The 13823-nt window shown below is 48.7% G+C and carries 11 protein-coding genes, 1 tRNA gene and 4 pseudogenes; 13 read left to right on the top strand and 3 right to left on the bottom strand.

Features of this window, described 5'->3' with window-relative positions; all coding sequences use genetic code 11:
• The first annotated feature begins 28 nt into the window (after nucleotides 1–28).
• Together upp and GKO28_RS13990 are read left to right on the top strand one after the other, a co-directional pair.
• On the top strand, nucleotides 29–661 hold the full coding sequence (gene upp / locus GKO28_RS13985) for a uracil phosphoribosyltransferase (RefSeq protein WP_182076698.1): 633 nt from the start codon (nucleotides 29–31) through the stop codon (nucleotides 659–661).
• Nucleotides 662–825: 164 nt separating this feature from the next.
• The gene (locus tag GKO28_RS13990; RefSeq protein ID WP_182076699.1) at nucleotides 826–2067 is read left to right on the top strand and encodes a uracil-xanthine permease family protein; all 1242 of its coding nucleotides are present in this window, start codon (nucleotides 826–828) and stop codon (nucleotides 2065–2067) included.
• 120 nt (nucleotides 2068–2187) lie between these two features.
• Here GKO28_RS13990 and GKO28_RS13995 read toward each other — a convergent pair whose 3' ends face one another.
• Nucleotides 2188–2340, bottom strand: coding sequence for a hypothetical protein (locus tag GKO28_RS13995; protein ID WP_182077492.1), 153 nt, complete (start codon nucleotides 2338–2340; stop codon nucleotides 2188–2190).
• 269 nt (nucleotides 2341–2609) lie between these two features.
• A complete protein-coding gene (locus GKO28_RS14000) occupies nucleotides 2610–2786 on the bottom strand; it encodes a DHCW motif cupin fold protein (protein WP_182076700.1) in 177 nt (58 codons plus the stop codon).
• A 133-nt stretch (nucleotides 2787–2919) separates the two neighbouring features.
• On the opposite strand from GKO28_RS14000, the pseudogene GKO28_RS14005 reads away from it, so the two are divergent.
• From GKO28_RS14005 to GKO28_RS20260, 8 genes and pseudogenes are all read left to right on the top strand, one after another.
• A pseudogene (locus GKO28_RS14005) lies at nucleotides 2920–4615 on the top strand (glutamine--tRNA ligase/YqeY domain fusion protein).
• Between the two features lie 92 nt (nucleotides 4616–4707).
• Nucleotides 4708–5103 carry a hypothetical protein gene (locus tag GKO28_RS14010; RefSeq protein ID WP_182076701.1) on the top strand — a complete coding sequence of 132 codons (396 nt, stop codon included), beginning with the start codon at nucleotides 4708–4710 and terminating at the stop codon, nucleotides 5101–5103.
• Nucleotides 5104–5205: 102 nt separating this feature from the next.
• Nucleotides 5206–6927 carry an ABC transporter ATP-binding protein/permease gene (locus GKO28_RS14015; protein WP_182076703.1) on the top strand — a complete coding sequence of 574 codons (1722 nt, stop codon included), beginning with the start codon at nucleotides 5206–5208 and terminating at the stop codon, nucleotides 6925–6927.
• Nucleotides 6928–7031: 104 nt separating this feature from the next.
• Nucleotides 7032–8085 (top strand): annotated as a pseudogene (hemE, locus tag GKO28_RS14020) (uroporphyrinogen decarboxylase).
• A 341-nt stretch (nucleotides 8086–8426) separates the two neighbouring features.
• Nucleotides 8427–9539 (top strand): DEAD/DEAH box helicase, encoded by a 1113-nt coding sequence (locus tag GKO28_RS20245; protein ID WP_307839026.1) that lies wholly within the window; start codon nucleotides 8427–8429, stop codon nucleotides 9537–9539.
• Nucleotides 9532–9861: a hypothetical protein gene (locus tag GKO28_RS22370; RefSeq protein ID WP_307839027.1), complete on the top strand. Its 330-nt coding sequence runs from the start codon at nucleotides 9532–9534 to the stop codon at nucleotides 9859–9861. The genes GKO28_RS20245 and GKO28_RS22370 overlap by 8 nt, the downstream gene beginning before the upstream one ends.
• Before the next feature lie 26 nt (nucleotides 9862–9887).
• Nucleotides 9888–10397 carry a helicase-related protein gene (locus GKO28_RS20255; RefSeq protein ID WP_247646557.1) on the top strand — a complete coding sequence of 170 codons (510 nt, stop codon included), beginning with the start codon at nucleotides 9888–9890 and terminating at the stop codon, nucleotides 10395–10397.
• The gene (locus GKO28_RS20260; RefSeq protein ID WP_247646558.1) at nucleotides 10366–10593 is read left to right on the top strand and encodes a hypothetical protein; all 228 of its coding nucleotides are present in this window, start codon (nucleotides 10366–10368) and stop codon (nucleotides 10591–10593) included. The genes GKO28_RS20255 and GKO28_RS20260 overlap by 32 nt, the downstream gene beginning before the upstream one ends.
• A 156-nt stretch (nucleotides 10594–10749) precedes the next feature.
• Here GKO28_RS20260 and GKO28_RS14030 read toward each other — a convergent pair.
• A pseudogene (locus GKO28_RS14030) lies at nucleotides 10750–11089 on the bottom strand (P-II family nitrogen regulator).
• A gap of 271 nt (nucleotides 11090–11360) precedes the next feature.
• Here GKO28_RS14030 and GKO28_RS14035 point away from each other — a divergent pair.
• The 3 genes and pseudogenes from GKO28_RS14035 (at nucleotide 11361) to clpP (ending at nucleotide 13768) form a co-directional block, all read left to right on the top strand.
• Nucleotides 11361–11445 (top strand) — tRNA-Leu (locus GKO28_RS14035).
• A gap of 362 nt (nucleotides 11446–11807) precedes the next feature.
• Entirely contained in the window at nucleotides 11808–13118 is a 1311-nt protein-coding gene (gene tig / locus GKO28_RS14040) for a trigger factor (protein WP_173531940.1), read from the top strand.
• 19 nt (nucleotides 13119–13137) lie between these two features.
• Nucleotides 13138–13768, top strand: a pseudogene (clpP, locus tag GKO28_RS14045) (ATP-dependent Clp endopeptidase proteolytic subunit ClpP).
• Nucleotides 13769–13823 lie beyond the last annotated feature (55 nt).

Below are 13823 nucleotides of genomic sequence, written 5' to 3' on the forward strand. Positions count from 1 at the left end.
GCGTCATTCCTATATCGAGAAGCGCATCATGCAGATTACTGTCGTTAATCACCCTTTGGTTCAACATAAATTGGCTTTAATGCGCGAAGCGGATGTGTCCACCAATAAATTTCGCTTGCTGACCGAAGAGTTGGCGCGTTTGCTGGCTTACGAAGCCACGCGTGATTTGCCACTCGAAGACGTGACGATTAATGGCTGGTGCGGTGACGTGGCCGTTAAAAAAATCAAAGGCAAGAAACTCACCGTGGTACCTATTTTGCGCGCGGGTTTGGGTATGCTCAACGGCGTGCTCGATTTAGTGCCTTCGGCCAAAATCAGCGTAGTGGGTTTGGCGCGCGATGAAGAAACTTTGCAGCCGGTGCCGTATTTTGAGAAATTCGTTGGCGATTTAGAAGATCGTTTAGCTTTGATTATTGATCCAATGCTGGCCACAGGCGGCTCTTTGGTGGCAACGATCGATATGCTTAAACGTAATGGTTGCAAAGAAATTGTCGCCATCGTGATGGTGGCCGCACCTGAGGGCGTGAAGCTAGTGAATGAAAAACACCCTGATGTGCAGATTGTGACCGCCTCACTCGATTCGCATCTGAATGAGCAAGGCTATATCATTCCGGGCTTGGGCGACGCTGGCGACAAGATTTTCGGTACAATTCATAAGTAAGTTACTTGGCTTGGCAAAACAAAGATTTAAGTGGTGTTTTGCCTTGCTTGTGCCGCGATTCTGGCATCTGGCTCGACCGCAGTATTTAATTCAGGCATATCAATAAAATCAATGACGGCACGCTAACATGAGTCAATGTTGGCGTGACCGCTTGGGGAGAAATCATGTTTTCCGAAGTAAAACAATTTATATCTGGGGCACAAATTTTATTTGTCGCCTTTGGCGCGCTGGTGCTGGTGCCACTTTTGACCGGGCTGAATCCGGCGATGGCGCTACTCGGTGCCGGTGTCGGTACTTTGATGTTTCAGTTGATTACCCGTCGGCAAGTGCCGATTTTTTTAGGTTCATCATTTGCCTTTATCGGCCCAATTATTTTTGCCATGCAAACTTGGGGCCAGGCCGCTACGCAGTTCGGTTTATTCTTTGCTGGGTTTATGTATTTCATCATCGCCGGTTTGATTAAATGGCGTGGCATGGGCTTTATCCATAAATTACTGCCGCCGGTGGTGATTGGTCCGGTGATTATGGTGATTGGTTTGTCGGTGGCTGTTGCGGCTTCTGGCATGGCGATGGGTCAAGGCGGCGGTAAGCAGATCGTGCCTTACGGTGTATCGCTATTTCTAGCCACATTGTCTTTGGCAACGACGATTGCCGTGTCGGTGTTTGCTGGCGGCATGCTGCGTTTGGTGCCGATTTTATCCGGTGTGGTGGTGGGTTATGTTGCGGCAATCTTTTTAGGCGTGGTTGACTTATCCAGCATTGCTGCTGCGCCATGGTTTGCGATGCCGCACTTTGTGAAGCCTGAAATCAATTGGGCGGCCGCTTTGTTTATGTTGCCAGTGGCGATTGCGCCAACGATTGAGCATATCGGCGCGGTAATGGCGGTGGGTAAAGTAACCGGTACTGATTACACCGAGAAGCCAGGTTTACACCGTACTTTAGCTGGAGATGGCTTGGGCGTGTGTTTTGCCGGTATGGTCGGTGGCCCACCAATTACCACGTATTCCGAAGTGACGGGTGCCTTAATGATTACCCGTAATTTTAATCCGGTGATCATGACTTACGCAGCGATTTTAGCGGTGATTTTGGCGTTCTTCGGCAAATTTAATGCGATTTTGGTGTCGATTCCATTGCCAGTGATGGGCGGGATTATGGTGCTGTTGTTCGGTACAATTGCTTCAATTGGTTTAAAAACCTTGATCGACAGTAAGCTCGATTTAATGGCACCACGTAATTTAGTGATTGTATCAGTCGTGCTCACGTGTGGTATCGGCGGTTTGATGGTGCAAGTGGGTAATTTCAACTTGGCCGGTGTTGGCCTAGTGAGCGTATTGGCGATTGCTTTAAATCTATTGCTACCCGCTGATAAGCATCATGATGGGATTGTTGAAGGGCAAGATATTTAAGGGTATTGCTGACTAAGCATTATATTTAATTGCTTGGATTTAAATACCCAAGGCCGCTATTGCGCTTGTCGCGATAGCGGGCTTTTTTGTGTCTGCCGTTTATGCAAAGTGGGGTGGTTTTTAATCGACAATAAACAGCGTGGCACCAAGTCGAGTGGAGGAGCGATGGGCTTCGGCCTGATCGGCCACTTGATAACTATGGCCTGCGCTTAGTGTAAAACTGCGGTCGTCTTCAAGTTCGGTGATCAATTCACCGTCTAAGCACAATAAAATGTGGCCTTTGCTAGGGGGCTGTTGACGTTTGGTTTTCCGCCGCGCTGGAGTGCTTTTCGCGGCGAATCAAGGCGTAGTAAGCGATGCATAGTCATTCTATGTGAGCTTGCTACAACACAGAGTCGTCGCGAAAAGCGCCCAGCCCTTTGGGTTTGGCGGCTTTTGGCCTGATGCTGCGTTACAAAGCGCTGGCGTAGAATGACTACGCTGCGCGCTTCGTGCCTTGCCTCAGGCCAAAATCCGCGCAAACGCGGTTGGCAAACCAAACGTCAACAGCCCCTCAACCAATGATCGGCCAGATAGCCCGCGCTATATTCAACCATCCGCACTCGAATCGTATCAAATTGCTGGGTGCGCCAATAGGCCATGCCGGTGATGCCGGGGTGTTCTGTTGTTTCGATATTGGCCCAGTCGGTAACGCCAAAAAGAATATTTGCGATTTGCATGGCAGGATGCTCATTCCAATAATGGCCACTTTATACCACGCGCTGCGATAGAGAAGGCAGTGAACGCGTTGATTTGGTAGAATCGCTACTTATAAAAGACAACTCCAGAGTTTGAGCCGCAATGAGTGAAAAAATGAGCCCTGCAGCGAGTGCAGAAACCGCACCTGTAAACAGTAATTTTATCCGCCAAATCATTGATGCCGATCTAGCTAGCGGCAAGCACAGCGCGGTGCAGACGCGCTTTCCGCCTGAGCCAAACGGCTACTTGCATATCGGCCACGCTAAATCAATTTGCCTTAATTTTGGCATTGCTCAAGATTACAACGGTCTGTGCAATTTACGCATGGATGACACCAATCCAGAAAAAGAAAACATTGAGTACGCCGCCGCCATTGAAGACGACGTGCGCTGGTTGGGTTTTGCATGGAATGGCGATGTGCGCCATTCTTCGGACTATTTTGAGCAGCTCTACGGCTACGCCGTTGAACTAATCAACGCCGGCAAAGCGTATGTCTGCGAATTAAACGCCGAGCAAATGCGTGATTACCGTGGCGACTTCCAAAAGCCAGGCCGCAACAGCCCGTTCCGTGAGCGCACGCCGGCTGAAAATCTCGATTTGTTCACGCGCATGCGTGCTGGCGAGTTTGAAGACGGTAGCAAAACGCTGCGCGTTAAAATCGATATGCAGTCGCCAAACTTAAATCTGCGCGACCCAGTGATCTATCGCATTAAACGCGCAGCGCATATCAAAAACCGGCGATAGCTGGTGCATCTACCCGATGTATGACTACACACACTGCATCTCGGATGCCCTAGAGGGCATTACCCATAGTTTGTGTACCTTGGAATTTGAAGATCACCGCCCGCTCTACGACTGGGTACTCGACAATATCAGCCTTGAATGCCATCCACAGCAGATCGAATTCTCGCGCCTTGAGTTGCTGTATTCGATCACATCGAAGCGCAAACTCAATCAATTGGTGACCGGCAATTTTGTTTCGGGTTGGGACGATCCACGCATGACGACCATTAGCGGCATGCGCCGCCGTGGTTATAGCCCCGAAGGCATTCGCTTGTTTGCACAGCGCATTGGCGTATCGAAAGGTGAAAACATCATTGATTTCACCACGCTCGAAGGCGCGGTGCGCGAGCAGCTTGAAGGCAGCAGCCCACGCGTGATGGCGGTACTTAATCCACTCAAAGTCACACTAACTAATTTTGAAGCTGGCGTCACCGGTTCACGGACTGCGCCGTTCCATCCGCACCACCAAGAATTTGGTGAGCGCGAAATCCCGATTGCGCGCGAAATTTGGATTGAACAAGACGACTTCGCTGAAGAACCACCCAAAGGCTGGCAACGTCTAACCGTTGGCTCGGAAGTGCGTTTGCGTTATTCCTACGTGATCAAGTGTGATGAAGTGGTGAAAGACGACAGCGGCAAGGTGATTGAACTGCGTTGCAGTTTGGATACCGAAACGCTGGGTAAAAACCCAGAAGGTCGCAAAGTGAAAGGCGTGATCCACTGGATTTCTGCTGAGCACGCAGTGCCTGCGACGGTGAATTTGTACGAACGCCTGTTTACCGAAGCGCGCCCAGATGCGGTGCGTGGTGAAGATGGTCAGTATGTGGATTTCACCCAGTTCATCAATCCTGAGTCGCTAAAAACCATCACGGCTTATGTGGAAAGCTGCGTCGTGAATGCCGCACCAGAAACGCGTTATCAGTTCGAGCGTTTAGGCTATTTCATTACCGACCGCCACAGCCATCAAGCGGGTGGCACGCCAGTGTTTAACCGCACGGTCACCTTGAAAGACAGTTGGGCGAAGTAATCAAACTGGCGGTTGGGTTAGCTGGCCGGTTTGCGATGCCGGGTTAGGCCTTGGTCTAACCCGATTTACTCTCTAATACTTTGGGAATTCAGATGAAATCAATGCTTGTCTTGCTGGTTGCCGCTTTGAGTAGTACCGCGATGGCGGAAACAGCCGCTTCTCCCGTGATATACACCGGTAAAGTCGGTAGTGCGCCGGTGCAAGTGGCTTTTGATTATTTGAAAGATCGGGTGGCCAATGAGTATGGGATTGGCGAGTATCGCGAACTGTTGATTCAGCAAAAATCCGCCAGCGCAGAAAACACCAAAAAAGTTAGCTTGGCTTTGCAAATGCAAGGTCTGCTGGATGATGCAGTGAAAGCGCAGCGCTATCAATTTACTCTTAACTTTAATGATGAATTGAATGTGTGGTTGATCGACAGTGTGAAACAAGATTGGCAATGTCGACGTGCAGCGAGTAAAGGCTGGACGCAAAAACCCTGCCAATAAATCACGCTGTTGGCCGCGTTGTTGTAGCGGGGTAATTTGACAAACTGGGGGGTAACCCCCGTTTTTATTGCTATCGTTTTTGACCGAGTTGAGCTCAAATCAATGAATACAAACGCCGCGCAAGCGCCAAAAGTGAATCATTTGTTTCGCAATTTTTGGCAATTGGCCAAACCCTATTGGGTGTCAGAAGAAAAATATCGAGCTTGGGGCTTGTTGGCGCTGATTATTGCGCTATCGCTTGGCCTAGTGTTTATGAATGTGCAGTTTAATAGCTGGTACAAAGAATTTTACGACACGATGCAAAACCTCGATAAAAAGGGTTTTGAGCAGGCTTTATATAAATTTGGCTATCTGGCGTTTATCTATATCGTGATTGCGGTATACGCGATGTGGTTTCAGCAAATGCTGGAGATCCGTTGGCGACGTTGGGCAACGGAGCATTTTACGGCGCGCTGGTTGGCAGATAATAATTTTTACCGGATTCAACTGACTGATCAAGGCACAGATAATCCTGATCAGCGGATCGCCGAAGATGTTGGGCAGTTTATTTCGATTTCGCTGTCTTTATCTTTGGGTTTGTTGCGGGCACTGGTCACGCTGGTGTCATTTATTGGTATTTTGTGGACGCTATCGGGGCCGATTAGCTTTATGCTGGCGGGCTCAGAAATCACCATTCATGGCTATATGGTCTGGGTGGCGATTATTTATGCCGTCATTGGCTCGTTGATTACCGTGCTATTGGGCCGGCCTTTGGTGAGTTTGAATTTCTTGCAGCAACGCTTTGAAGCCGATTTTCGTTTTGGCTTGATTCGCGTGCGCGAAAACGCCGAGTCGATTGCTTTATATCATGGCGATCAAGAAGAGCAGCAGCGCTTATCGCAGCGATTTAATGCAGTAGTGGGCAATTTTTGGGCCTTGATGCGCCGAAATAAAAAGCTCACTTGGTTTACGTCGTTTTGGGGACAATTGGCGATTATCTTTCCGTTGATGGTTGCTGCACCACGCTTTTTTGCCAAAGAAATTTCTTTTGGCGGTTTAATGCAGATTAATTCGGCCTTTGGTCAGGTGTATGGCGCTTTGGATTTTGTTATCGGCAGCTTTAGCACCTTGGCCAATTGGAAAGCCATTATTGATCGTTTGTCGACATTTGAAACCAGTTTGCAAGCGGCACAAGCTTTGCCCCGTTTGACGGTGACAGCCAAAGAAGAGGGTATTGAGTGGCGGCAGATTTGCGTTAGTAAACCCAATGGTCAGTTGCTGATTGATCATTTGAATTTGCAATTGCGTGCGGGTGACTCGGTGTTGATTCGGGGGCCTTCGGGCGCAGGTAAGTCGAGCTTATTGCGAACCTTAGCAGGGCTATGGCCTTATGCTTCGGGTGAGTTGGCGATGCCAGCAGCAACGCAAGCGTTGTTTTTATCGCAAAAACCCTATATGCCATTGGGCACTTTGCGCGCGGCTTTGTTCTACCCAAAAACAACAGGGCACGAAGACGCAACACTGGCCGATTTGCTTGAATTAGCGGGGCTCAGTCATTTATTGCCACGGCTTGATGAAGTGGATTCATGGTCGCATGTGCTGAGTTTGGGTGAGCAGCAACGCGTGGCTTTACTGCGTGTTTTATTGCTGGAGCCCGACTTTTTATTAATGGATGAATCCAGTTCCGCGCTCGATGCGGCTGGCGAAGCTAAGCTCTATGCCGCCGTTGCCCAATGCATGAAAAAAGGCGTGATGGTGAGTGTAGGGCATCGCTCTGGTCTGATTGAATATCACCGCCAAGTGCTCGATTGCCATGGGCAGGGCAAGTGGTCGCTCAATAACTAAACAATTGAACCACAGAGCTACAAAGGCGCAGAGAAAAAGTTTGTTGGCTGACTCTGTGTCTTTGTGTCTCTGTGGTAAGTTTTTATTCTTGTGGATTTTTTAAAATGTTAAAAAACGATACTTTCTTGCGCGCTTTAATGCGTGAACCTGTTGAATACACGCCAGTGTGGATGATGCGCCAAGCGGGGCGCTATTTGCCGGAATATTGCGCGACGCGCAAAAAACGCCGGTTCCTTTTTGCAATTGTGCAAAAACACCGATTTGGCGACCGAAGTGACCTTGCAACCGCTAGAGCGCTTTCCGCTCGATGCGGCGATTTTGTTCTCGGATATTTTGACCGTGCCGGACGCGATGGGTTTGGGGCTGTATTTTGCCGAAGGCGAAGGCCCGAAGTTTGAGCGCACCGTGCGTACTGAAGAAGACGTTGCCAAACTGTTCGTGCCCGATGTTGGCACCGAGTTGAAATACGTCACCGATGCGGTGAGCTCAATTCGCAAGGCGCTGGATAACCGCGTGCCGTTGATTGGTTTTTCAGGCAGTCCATACACTTTGGCGTGTTATATGGTGCAGGGCGGCAGCTCTAGCGATTATCGTGAAATCAAAACCATGATGTATGCGCGTCCAGACCTTTTGCACCGTATCTTAGAGGTCAATACCCTTACTGTTATTGATTATCTGAATGCGCAAATCGAAGCCGGTGCGCAAGCGGTACAGATTTTTGATAGCTGGGGTGGCTCTTTGCCATACGGTAAATATCAAGAGTTCTCTTTGCAATACATGGCGCGAATTGTGGCTGGCTTGAAACGTGAAAACGATGGCCGTCGTGTGCCGGTGATTGTGTTTACCAAGGGCGGTGGCCAATGGCTCGAAGACATCGCTGCGATTGGTTGTGATGCGATTGGCCTTGATTGGACTACTGATATTGGCGAAGCGCGGCGTCGCGTGGGCGACAAAGTCGCACTGCAAGGTAATTTTGACCCCGTGGCCTTGTTTGCGCCGCCGGCAGCGATTGAAGCGGAAGTCGAGCGCATTTTGACCAGTTACGGTGGTGGTACCGGTCATGTGTTTAATTTGGGACACGGAATTTCGCAATTTACCAATCCAGATCATGCTGCGGCTTTGGTTGCGGCGGTGCATCGCTTGTCGCGTAAGGATTAACTTGGGTTGGGTGTTGGCAAGTTGTAATTGCGATGAAAATCAATACTTTGCAGCGGGTTTGTGTAGTCATTCCTTGTGAAGTTACATCAAGTTATGCACATTTGTTAAGTTGGTGATTTTTAACTTGTCAATCCCCTATTAAAAAATTTGATGTAAATCGTTGACAAAGTTAAGTTGTTGATTTTGTTGGTTTTATTTTTGTGTCCAATTTTTGTGCAACCTAAGCATAGGCACAGCTTTATTGGGGTTTTTAGGCTTTTTTGCAACTTGCCCACAAAATTATCCACAGAAACTGTGTATAACCTACTGGCGAAAGCTTTTGCATGATAAAGAGAGAAAAAGTGACTGCTTTTGCCTTGGTTGCACTTGACGTACCGCTTAAAAAGTTATTCGCTTATGCGGTAGCGGGGTTGACGCCAAAGGTGGGGATGCGCGTGCTCGTGCCGTTTGGTCCTCGCCGCCTTTCGGGGGTGGTGATTGAATTACGCGCCGATGCGGCCGATTTTAAAGGTGAGCCCAAAGCGATTTTAGCGGTTTTGGATGATTTGCCGGCGTTGCCCGCCGCAACCTTGCAGTTGTGTCAGTTTGTCGCGCATTACTATCACTATCCCATTGGCGCGGTGATTGCCGCTGCGCTGCCGAAAGTATTTCGTAGTCCAACCGTGTTTCGTGAGCCTGCGCCTAGCTTGGTGTATTTTGCCGAGGATGTGGCCGAGTTGTTGCGGCAAATTCCCTTAAGAGCACCAGCGCAGCGCCGTGTCGCGGCATGCTTGTCGGTGCCGCATACCCCAGCGGCACTGCGTCGTTTGCATGACAGCGCTTGGCGTTGGGTTAAAGCTTGGCATGAACAAGGCTGGCTGCAGTCCGCGCTTGAGGCCAAGGTTATCGCTAAGGCCAGCGATGATTTGGCACTCAATGCAGAGCAAAGTCTGGTGGTTGCTGAGCTGACGGCGGCACGTGGTTTTGCGCCGTTTTTGCTGTATGGCATTACCGGTAGTGGCAAAACCGAAGTGTATTTGCAAACCATCGCGCAAGTGTTGGCGCGAGGTTTGCAGGTGTTGGTGCTGATTCCCGAGATTAATCTCACGCCGCAATTAGAGGGGCGCTTTCGTGCGCGCTTTCCGGGGGTGCCGATGGCGGCATTGCATAGCGGTTTGAATGATACCGAGCGCGCGGTCAATTGGCTGTCGGCATTGCGCGGCGAAGCTAAAATTGTATTGGGTACGCGTTTGGCGGTGTTCACGCCGTTGCCACAGCTGGGCATGATTATTGTCGATGAAGAGCATGACCCTTCATTTAAGCAACAAGAAGGTCTGCGCTATTCGGCGCGCGATGTGGCGGTGTATCGGGCTAGGCAGGCCAAGGTGCCGATTGTGCTTGGCTCTGCCACGCCGAGTATTGAAAGTTGGGCCAATGCTAAAGCCAAGCGCTATCGCATGCTCACTTGTGTCTGAGCGCGCAGTACCGGGCGCGGTCTTGCCCAAAATCACTTTACTGCCGGTTAAAAATGTCGGGCTCGTTGATGGCTTGCATGTGATGGCACTGGCTGCGATGCATGCCGCGCTCGATCGCGGTGAGCAGGTGCTGATTTTCTTAAATCGGCGGGGTTTTTCTCCAGTATTGCAGTGCGGTGAATGTGGCTGGATGGCCTGCTGTACCCATTGCTCGGCGCGTTTGGTATTGCATTTAAAAGAGCGCCGCTTGCGCTGCCATCATTGTGGTTATATGAGCAGGCGATTACGCCGGCTTGCCCAGATTGTGGCAATCATGATTTAAAACCGGTTGGGCAAGGGACGCAGCGGATGGAAGAATCTTTGCCGCAGCATTTTCCGGGCAAAAAAATCTTGCGCATCGATCGCGATTCAACCAGTAAAAAAGGCGAATTGGATGCGGCGTTGGCGCAAGTGCATTCCGGCGAGGTTGATATTGTGATTGGCACCCAAATGCTCGCCAAAGGCCATGATTTTGATTTGCTCACAACGGTGGTCGTGCTCAATGCCGATACGGGCTTATATAGCGTCGATTTTCGCGCCGAAGAGCGTTTATTTGCATTGTTAACGCAAGTGGCCGGGCGAGCCGGGCGGCGTGAGCTACCTGGCGAAGTATTTATCCAAACCGCTTTTTCCGATCATCCGTTTTATCATCAATTATTAGCGCGCGATTTTGCACCATTTGCTGATCGCACTTTGCATGAGCGGCAAATGATGTTGTTGCCGCCAGCGAATGCTTGGGGCCTTGTTTCGTGCCGACGCTCCCGAGTTAGAGCAAGCATTGTCGGCATTGGCGCAAATTCGTGCCTGTATTGCACCTGAGCCCCATTTATTGCTCAATCAGCCGGTGGCGGCGACGATGCTCAAAAAGGCGGGCGTAGAGCGGGCGCAATTATTGATCGCCGCGCAATCCAAGGTGCAATTACAGGCGGTGCTCGATGAGGCTTTGCCAACGATTGTGGCGTTGAAACTGCCTAAAGTGCGCTGGAGTTTGGATGTTGACCCGATTGAAGTATAGGGTATGTAAGTCCAGCTCATTATCTACTAGGATTGCGTTGATATACCTTTGTAGTACGAATGAAGGGATCTGCCTTGCTGAGTAGCGTGAGTGGATTTTAAATAGAGTGATGAGACGTAAAAATGCCAGCATCAGCTGGCATTTTTAATGGTGATCTTATACAGCTTGATCGTTGGTTTCGCCGGTGCGGATACGAACTACATACTCAACTGGACTGACGAAGATTTTGCCGTCGCCAATCTTGCCGGTGTGAGCGGCTTTAATAATGCCTTCGATGGCAGTTTCAACTTGGTCATCCGATAAAACCACTTCGATTTTAACTTTTGGCAAGAAGTCGACGACATATTCGGCGCCACGGTAGAGCTCGGTATGCCCTTTTTGGCGACCAAAACCTTTCACTTCAGTGACGGTGAGGCCGGAAATGCCCAGTTCAGATAAAAGCTTCGCGAACTTCATCCAGTTTAAATGGTTTGATAATCGCTTCGATCTTTTTCATACGGCATTCCGTTTAAAGTGTAAAAGGTGATGCCCGAGTATAACTAGGTCGGCTAAATCACGCCAAGTGCTGTGATTTATTTGCTACTGGAATGCAAATAAACCGGTCTTTTCAGTCGTATTTAGTTGTGGCGGTGATTTTTATTTACTAGATGAAAAAGGCTAGCCGCTTGAAAATAAAAGCATTAATTTTTAATCGCGGTTTTTTTTAATAAAAAAGTACGAAAAGACTAGACCACTCGGGGCTTGTTCTGTAAGATGCGGGTCTTGTTGGGGGGTTGGCGGAATTGGTAGACGCACTGGATTTAGGTTCCAGCGCCGCAAGGTGTAAGAGTTCGAGTCTCTTATCCCCCACCAGAACAACGATGCAATGCATCAAAACTGAAAAGCCACTTAGCGTATGCAGGTGGCTTTTTTTGCGTTTGAAAAAAATAAGCCGCCATCTTGAAATTACGCTTTTGAATCCGATTTGTTCTGTATTGCGCTGTTTTTCGTTGTCTTGACACGGATCAGCGCGTGAGTTGGTCGATGGTCATGCTGTAAAGACTTTGCTATAATGTTGAGCTTTACTGAGTAAAGCTGTCAGAATGGCGCTTTATGGGCATGATTAGGGCAATACGGTGGCCAAATCGGCTTTGAACCGGTTGTTTTATATTTTATTGATTAATAATTTCTTCTGGATGAAATTCATCTGGAAATACGTTTGAGGAATACTGGTAATGCAAGCACAACTGGAAACCCTGAGCGCTCTTGAGCGTCGTCTGTCCATTTCGGTGCCACGCGAAGAAATCGCACAGCAAGTGAATGCCCGCCTCAAGCGCGTTGCAAAAACTGCAAAAATTGACGGTTTCCGTCCTGGTAAAGCACCAATGAATATCGTGGCACAAAGCCATGGTTTCCGTGTGCAAGAAGAAGTTTTAGGTGAAACGGTTGAGCGCGCTTTTGGCGAAGCAGTCGTAGAGCAAAAATTGCAAGTTGCTGGCTACCCACGTTTTGAAGCCAAGCAAGATTCAAGTGCCGAAGGCGATTTTGAATTTTTGGCAACGTTTGAAGTGTACCCAGAAGTTAAAGTGGGCGACTTGAGCGGCATCGAAGTGCAAAAACCAACTTTAGTGGTTGGCGATGAAGAAGTTAACAAAACCATCGATATCTTACGTAGTCAACGCACTCGTTTTGAACGTGTTGAGCGTGCTGCAGAGACCGGTGATCGCGTGATCATCGACTTTAAAGGTTCGATTGATGGCGTGGCTTTCGCTGGTGGTTCATCAGACAACTACGCTTTCTTGATCGGCAAAGGCCAAATGTTGCCTGAGTTTGAAGCCGGCGTGATTGGCATGAAAGAAGGCGAAAGCAAAGACGTTAGCGTTGCTTTCCCTGCCGATTACCATGGTAAAGATGTTGCAGGTAAAACTGCAGTATTTGCAATTACAGTGAAAAACGTTGCTGCTGCAAACTTGCCAGCTGTTGATGCCGACTTTGCAAAAAGCTTAGGTATCGAAGACGGCGACGTTGAAAAAATGCGTGCAGAAGTGAAAGGTAATTTGGAACGCGAAGTGCGTTTCCGCCTTAAATCACGCATTAAAGAAAGCGCAATGACTGCGGTGATTGAAGCAACGCCAATGGATTTGCCACGCAACCTGATCGCGCTTGAAATTGGCCGTTTGGTTGAAGGTGCGAAGGGCGATTTGCAAAACCGTGGTATTGATCCAGCGACAGTACCGTTTTCACCAGCGATGTTTGAAGCGCAAGCTAAACGCCGCGTACATCTTGGTTTGGCTTTGTCTGAATTGGTTGAAATCGAAAAACTTTCAACTCAGCCAGAACAAATTAAAGCCATCATTGAAGATTTGGCACAAAATTACGAAGATCCAAGTGAAGTGGTTGCTTGGTACTACGAAAGTGCTGATCGCTTATCTGGCCCAACCAATATGGCTTTGGAAGACAATGTGGTTGAGTTTGTTTTGTCAAAAGCTAAAGTAACTGAACAAGCGATTGGCTTTGATGAATTGATGGGCCAACAAGGTCAATAATTTAAACTGAGAGGTTGGAATGTCCAGAATGGAATTTGATCCGCAAAATATCGGTCTAGTGCCTATGGTCGTTGAGCAAAGCGGCCGCGGTGAACGTGCGTATGATATTTATTCACGCTTGCTGAAAGAACGGGTCATTTTCCTGGTCGGTCCAGTGAATGATCAAATGGCCAATCTTGTGGTCGCTCAGTTATTGTTTTTAGAGTCGGAAAATCCAGATAAAGATATTTCGCTCTATATCAATTCTCCAGGCGGTTCAGTGACTGCAGGGATGGCGATTTACGATACGATGCAATTTATTAAGCCCGATGTCTCTACTTTATGTGTGGGTATGGCGGCTTCAATGGGTGCATTCTTATTGTCTGGCGGAGCGAAAGGCAAGCGTTTTTTCTTTGCCAAATTCGCGGATTATGATTCATCAACCTTTGATTGGTGGTTTACAAGGCCAAGCTTCGGATATTGAAATTCATGCGCGAGAGTTAATTAAGACCAAACGTACTTTGAACGAATTGTTGGCCAAGCATAGCGGACAGGATATTGAAACGGTTGAGCGTGATACTGACCGTGATAATTTCATGAATGCAGATGAAGCTAAAGCATATGGTTTAGTAGATGAAGTCTTGGTTTCTCGGGCGACTTTGGCAGGTTAACCTCAAGCCGATCTCTAAGTAGCCGCCAGCGAGTCTGGCGGCTTTTCTTTCCTCG

The organism is Deefgea sp. CFH1-16 (assembly GCF_016881365.1).
Classification (GTDB): domain Bacteria; phylum Pseudomonadota; class Gammaproteobacteria; order Burkholderiales; family Chitinibacteraceae; genus Deefgea.

Excerpts from the sequence above, each read along its gene's own strand:
- GKO28_RS14000 (WP_182076700.1), bottom strand. The coding sequence starts at position 2,786 with ATGCAAATCGCAAATATTCTTTTTGGCGTTACCGACTGGGCCAATATC.
- tig (WP_173531940.1), top strand. The coding sequence starts at position 11,808 with ATGCAAGCACAACTGGAAACCCTGAGCGCTCTTGAGCGTCGTCTGTCC.
- upp (WP_182076698.1), top strand. The coding sequence starts at position 29 with ATGCAGATTACTGTCGTTAATCACCCTTTGGTTCAACATAAATTGGCT.
- GKO28_RS14015 (WP_182076703.1), top strand. The coding sequence starts at position 5,206 with ATGAATACAAACGCCGCGCAAGCGCCAAAAGTGAATCATTTGTTTCGC.
- GKO28_RS13990 (WP_182076699.1), top strand. The coding sequence starts at position 826 with ATGTTTTCCGAAGTAAAACAATTTATATCTGGGGCACAAATTTTATTT.
- GKO28_RS14010 (WP_182076701.1), top strand. The coding sequence starts at position 4,708 with ATGAAATCAATGCTTGTCTTGCTGGTTGCCGCTTTGAGTAGTACCGCG.
- GKO28_RS20255 (WP_247646557.1), top strand. The coding sequence starts at position 9,888 with ATGGAAGAATCTTTGCCGCAGCATTTTCCGGGCAAAAAAATCTTGCGC.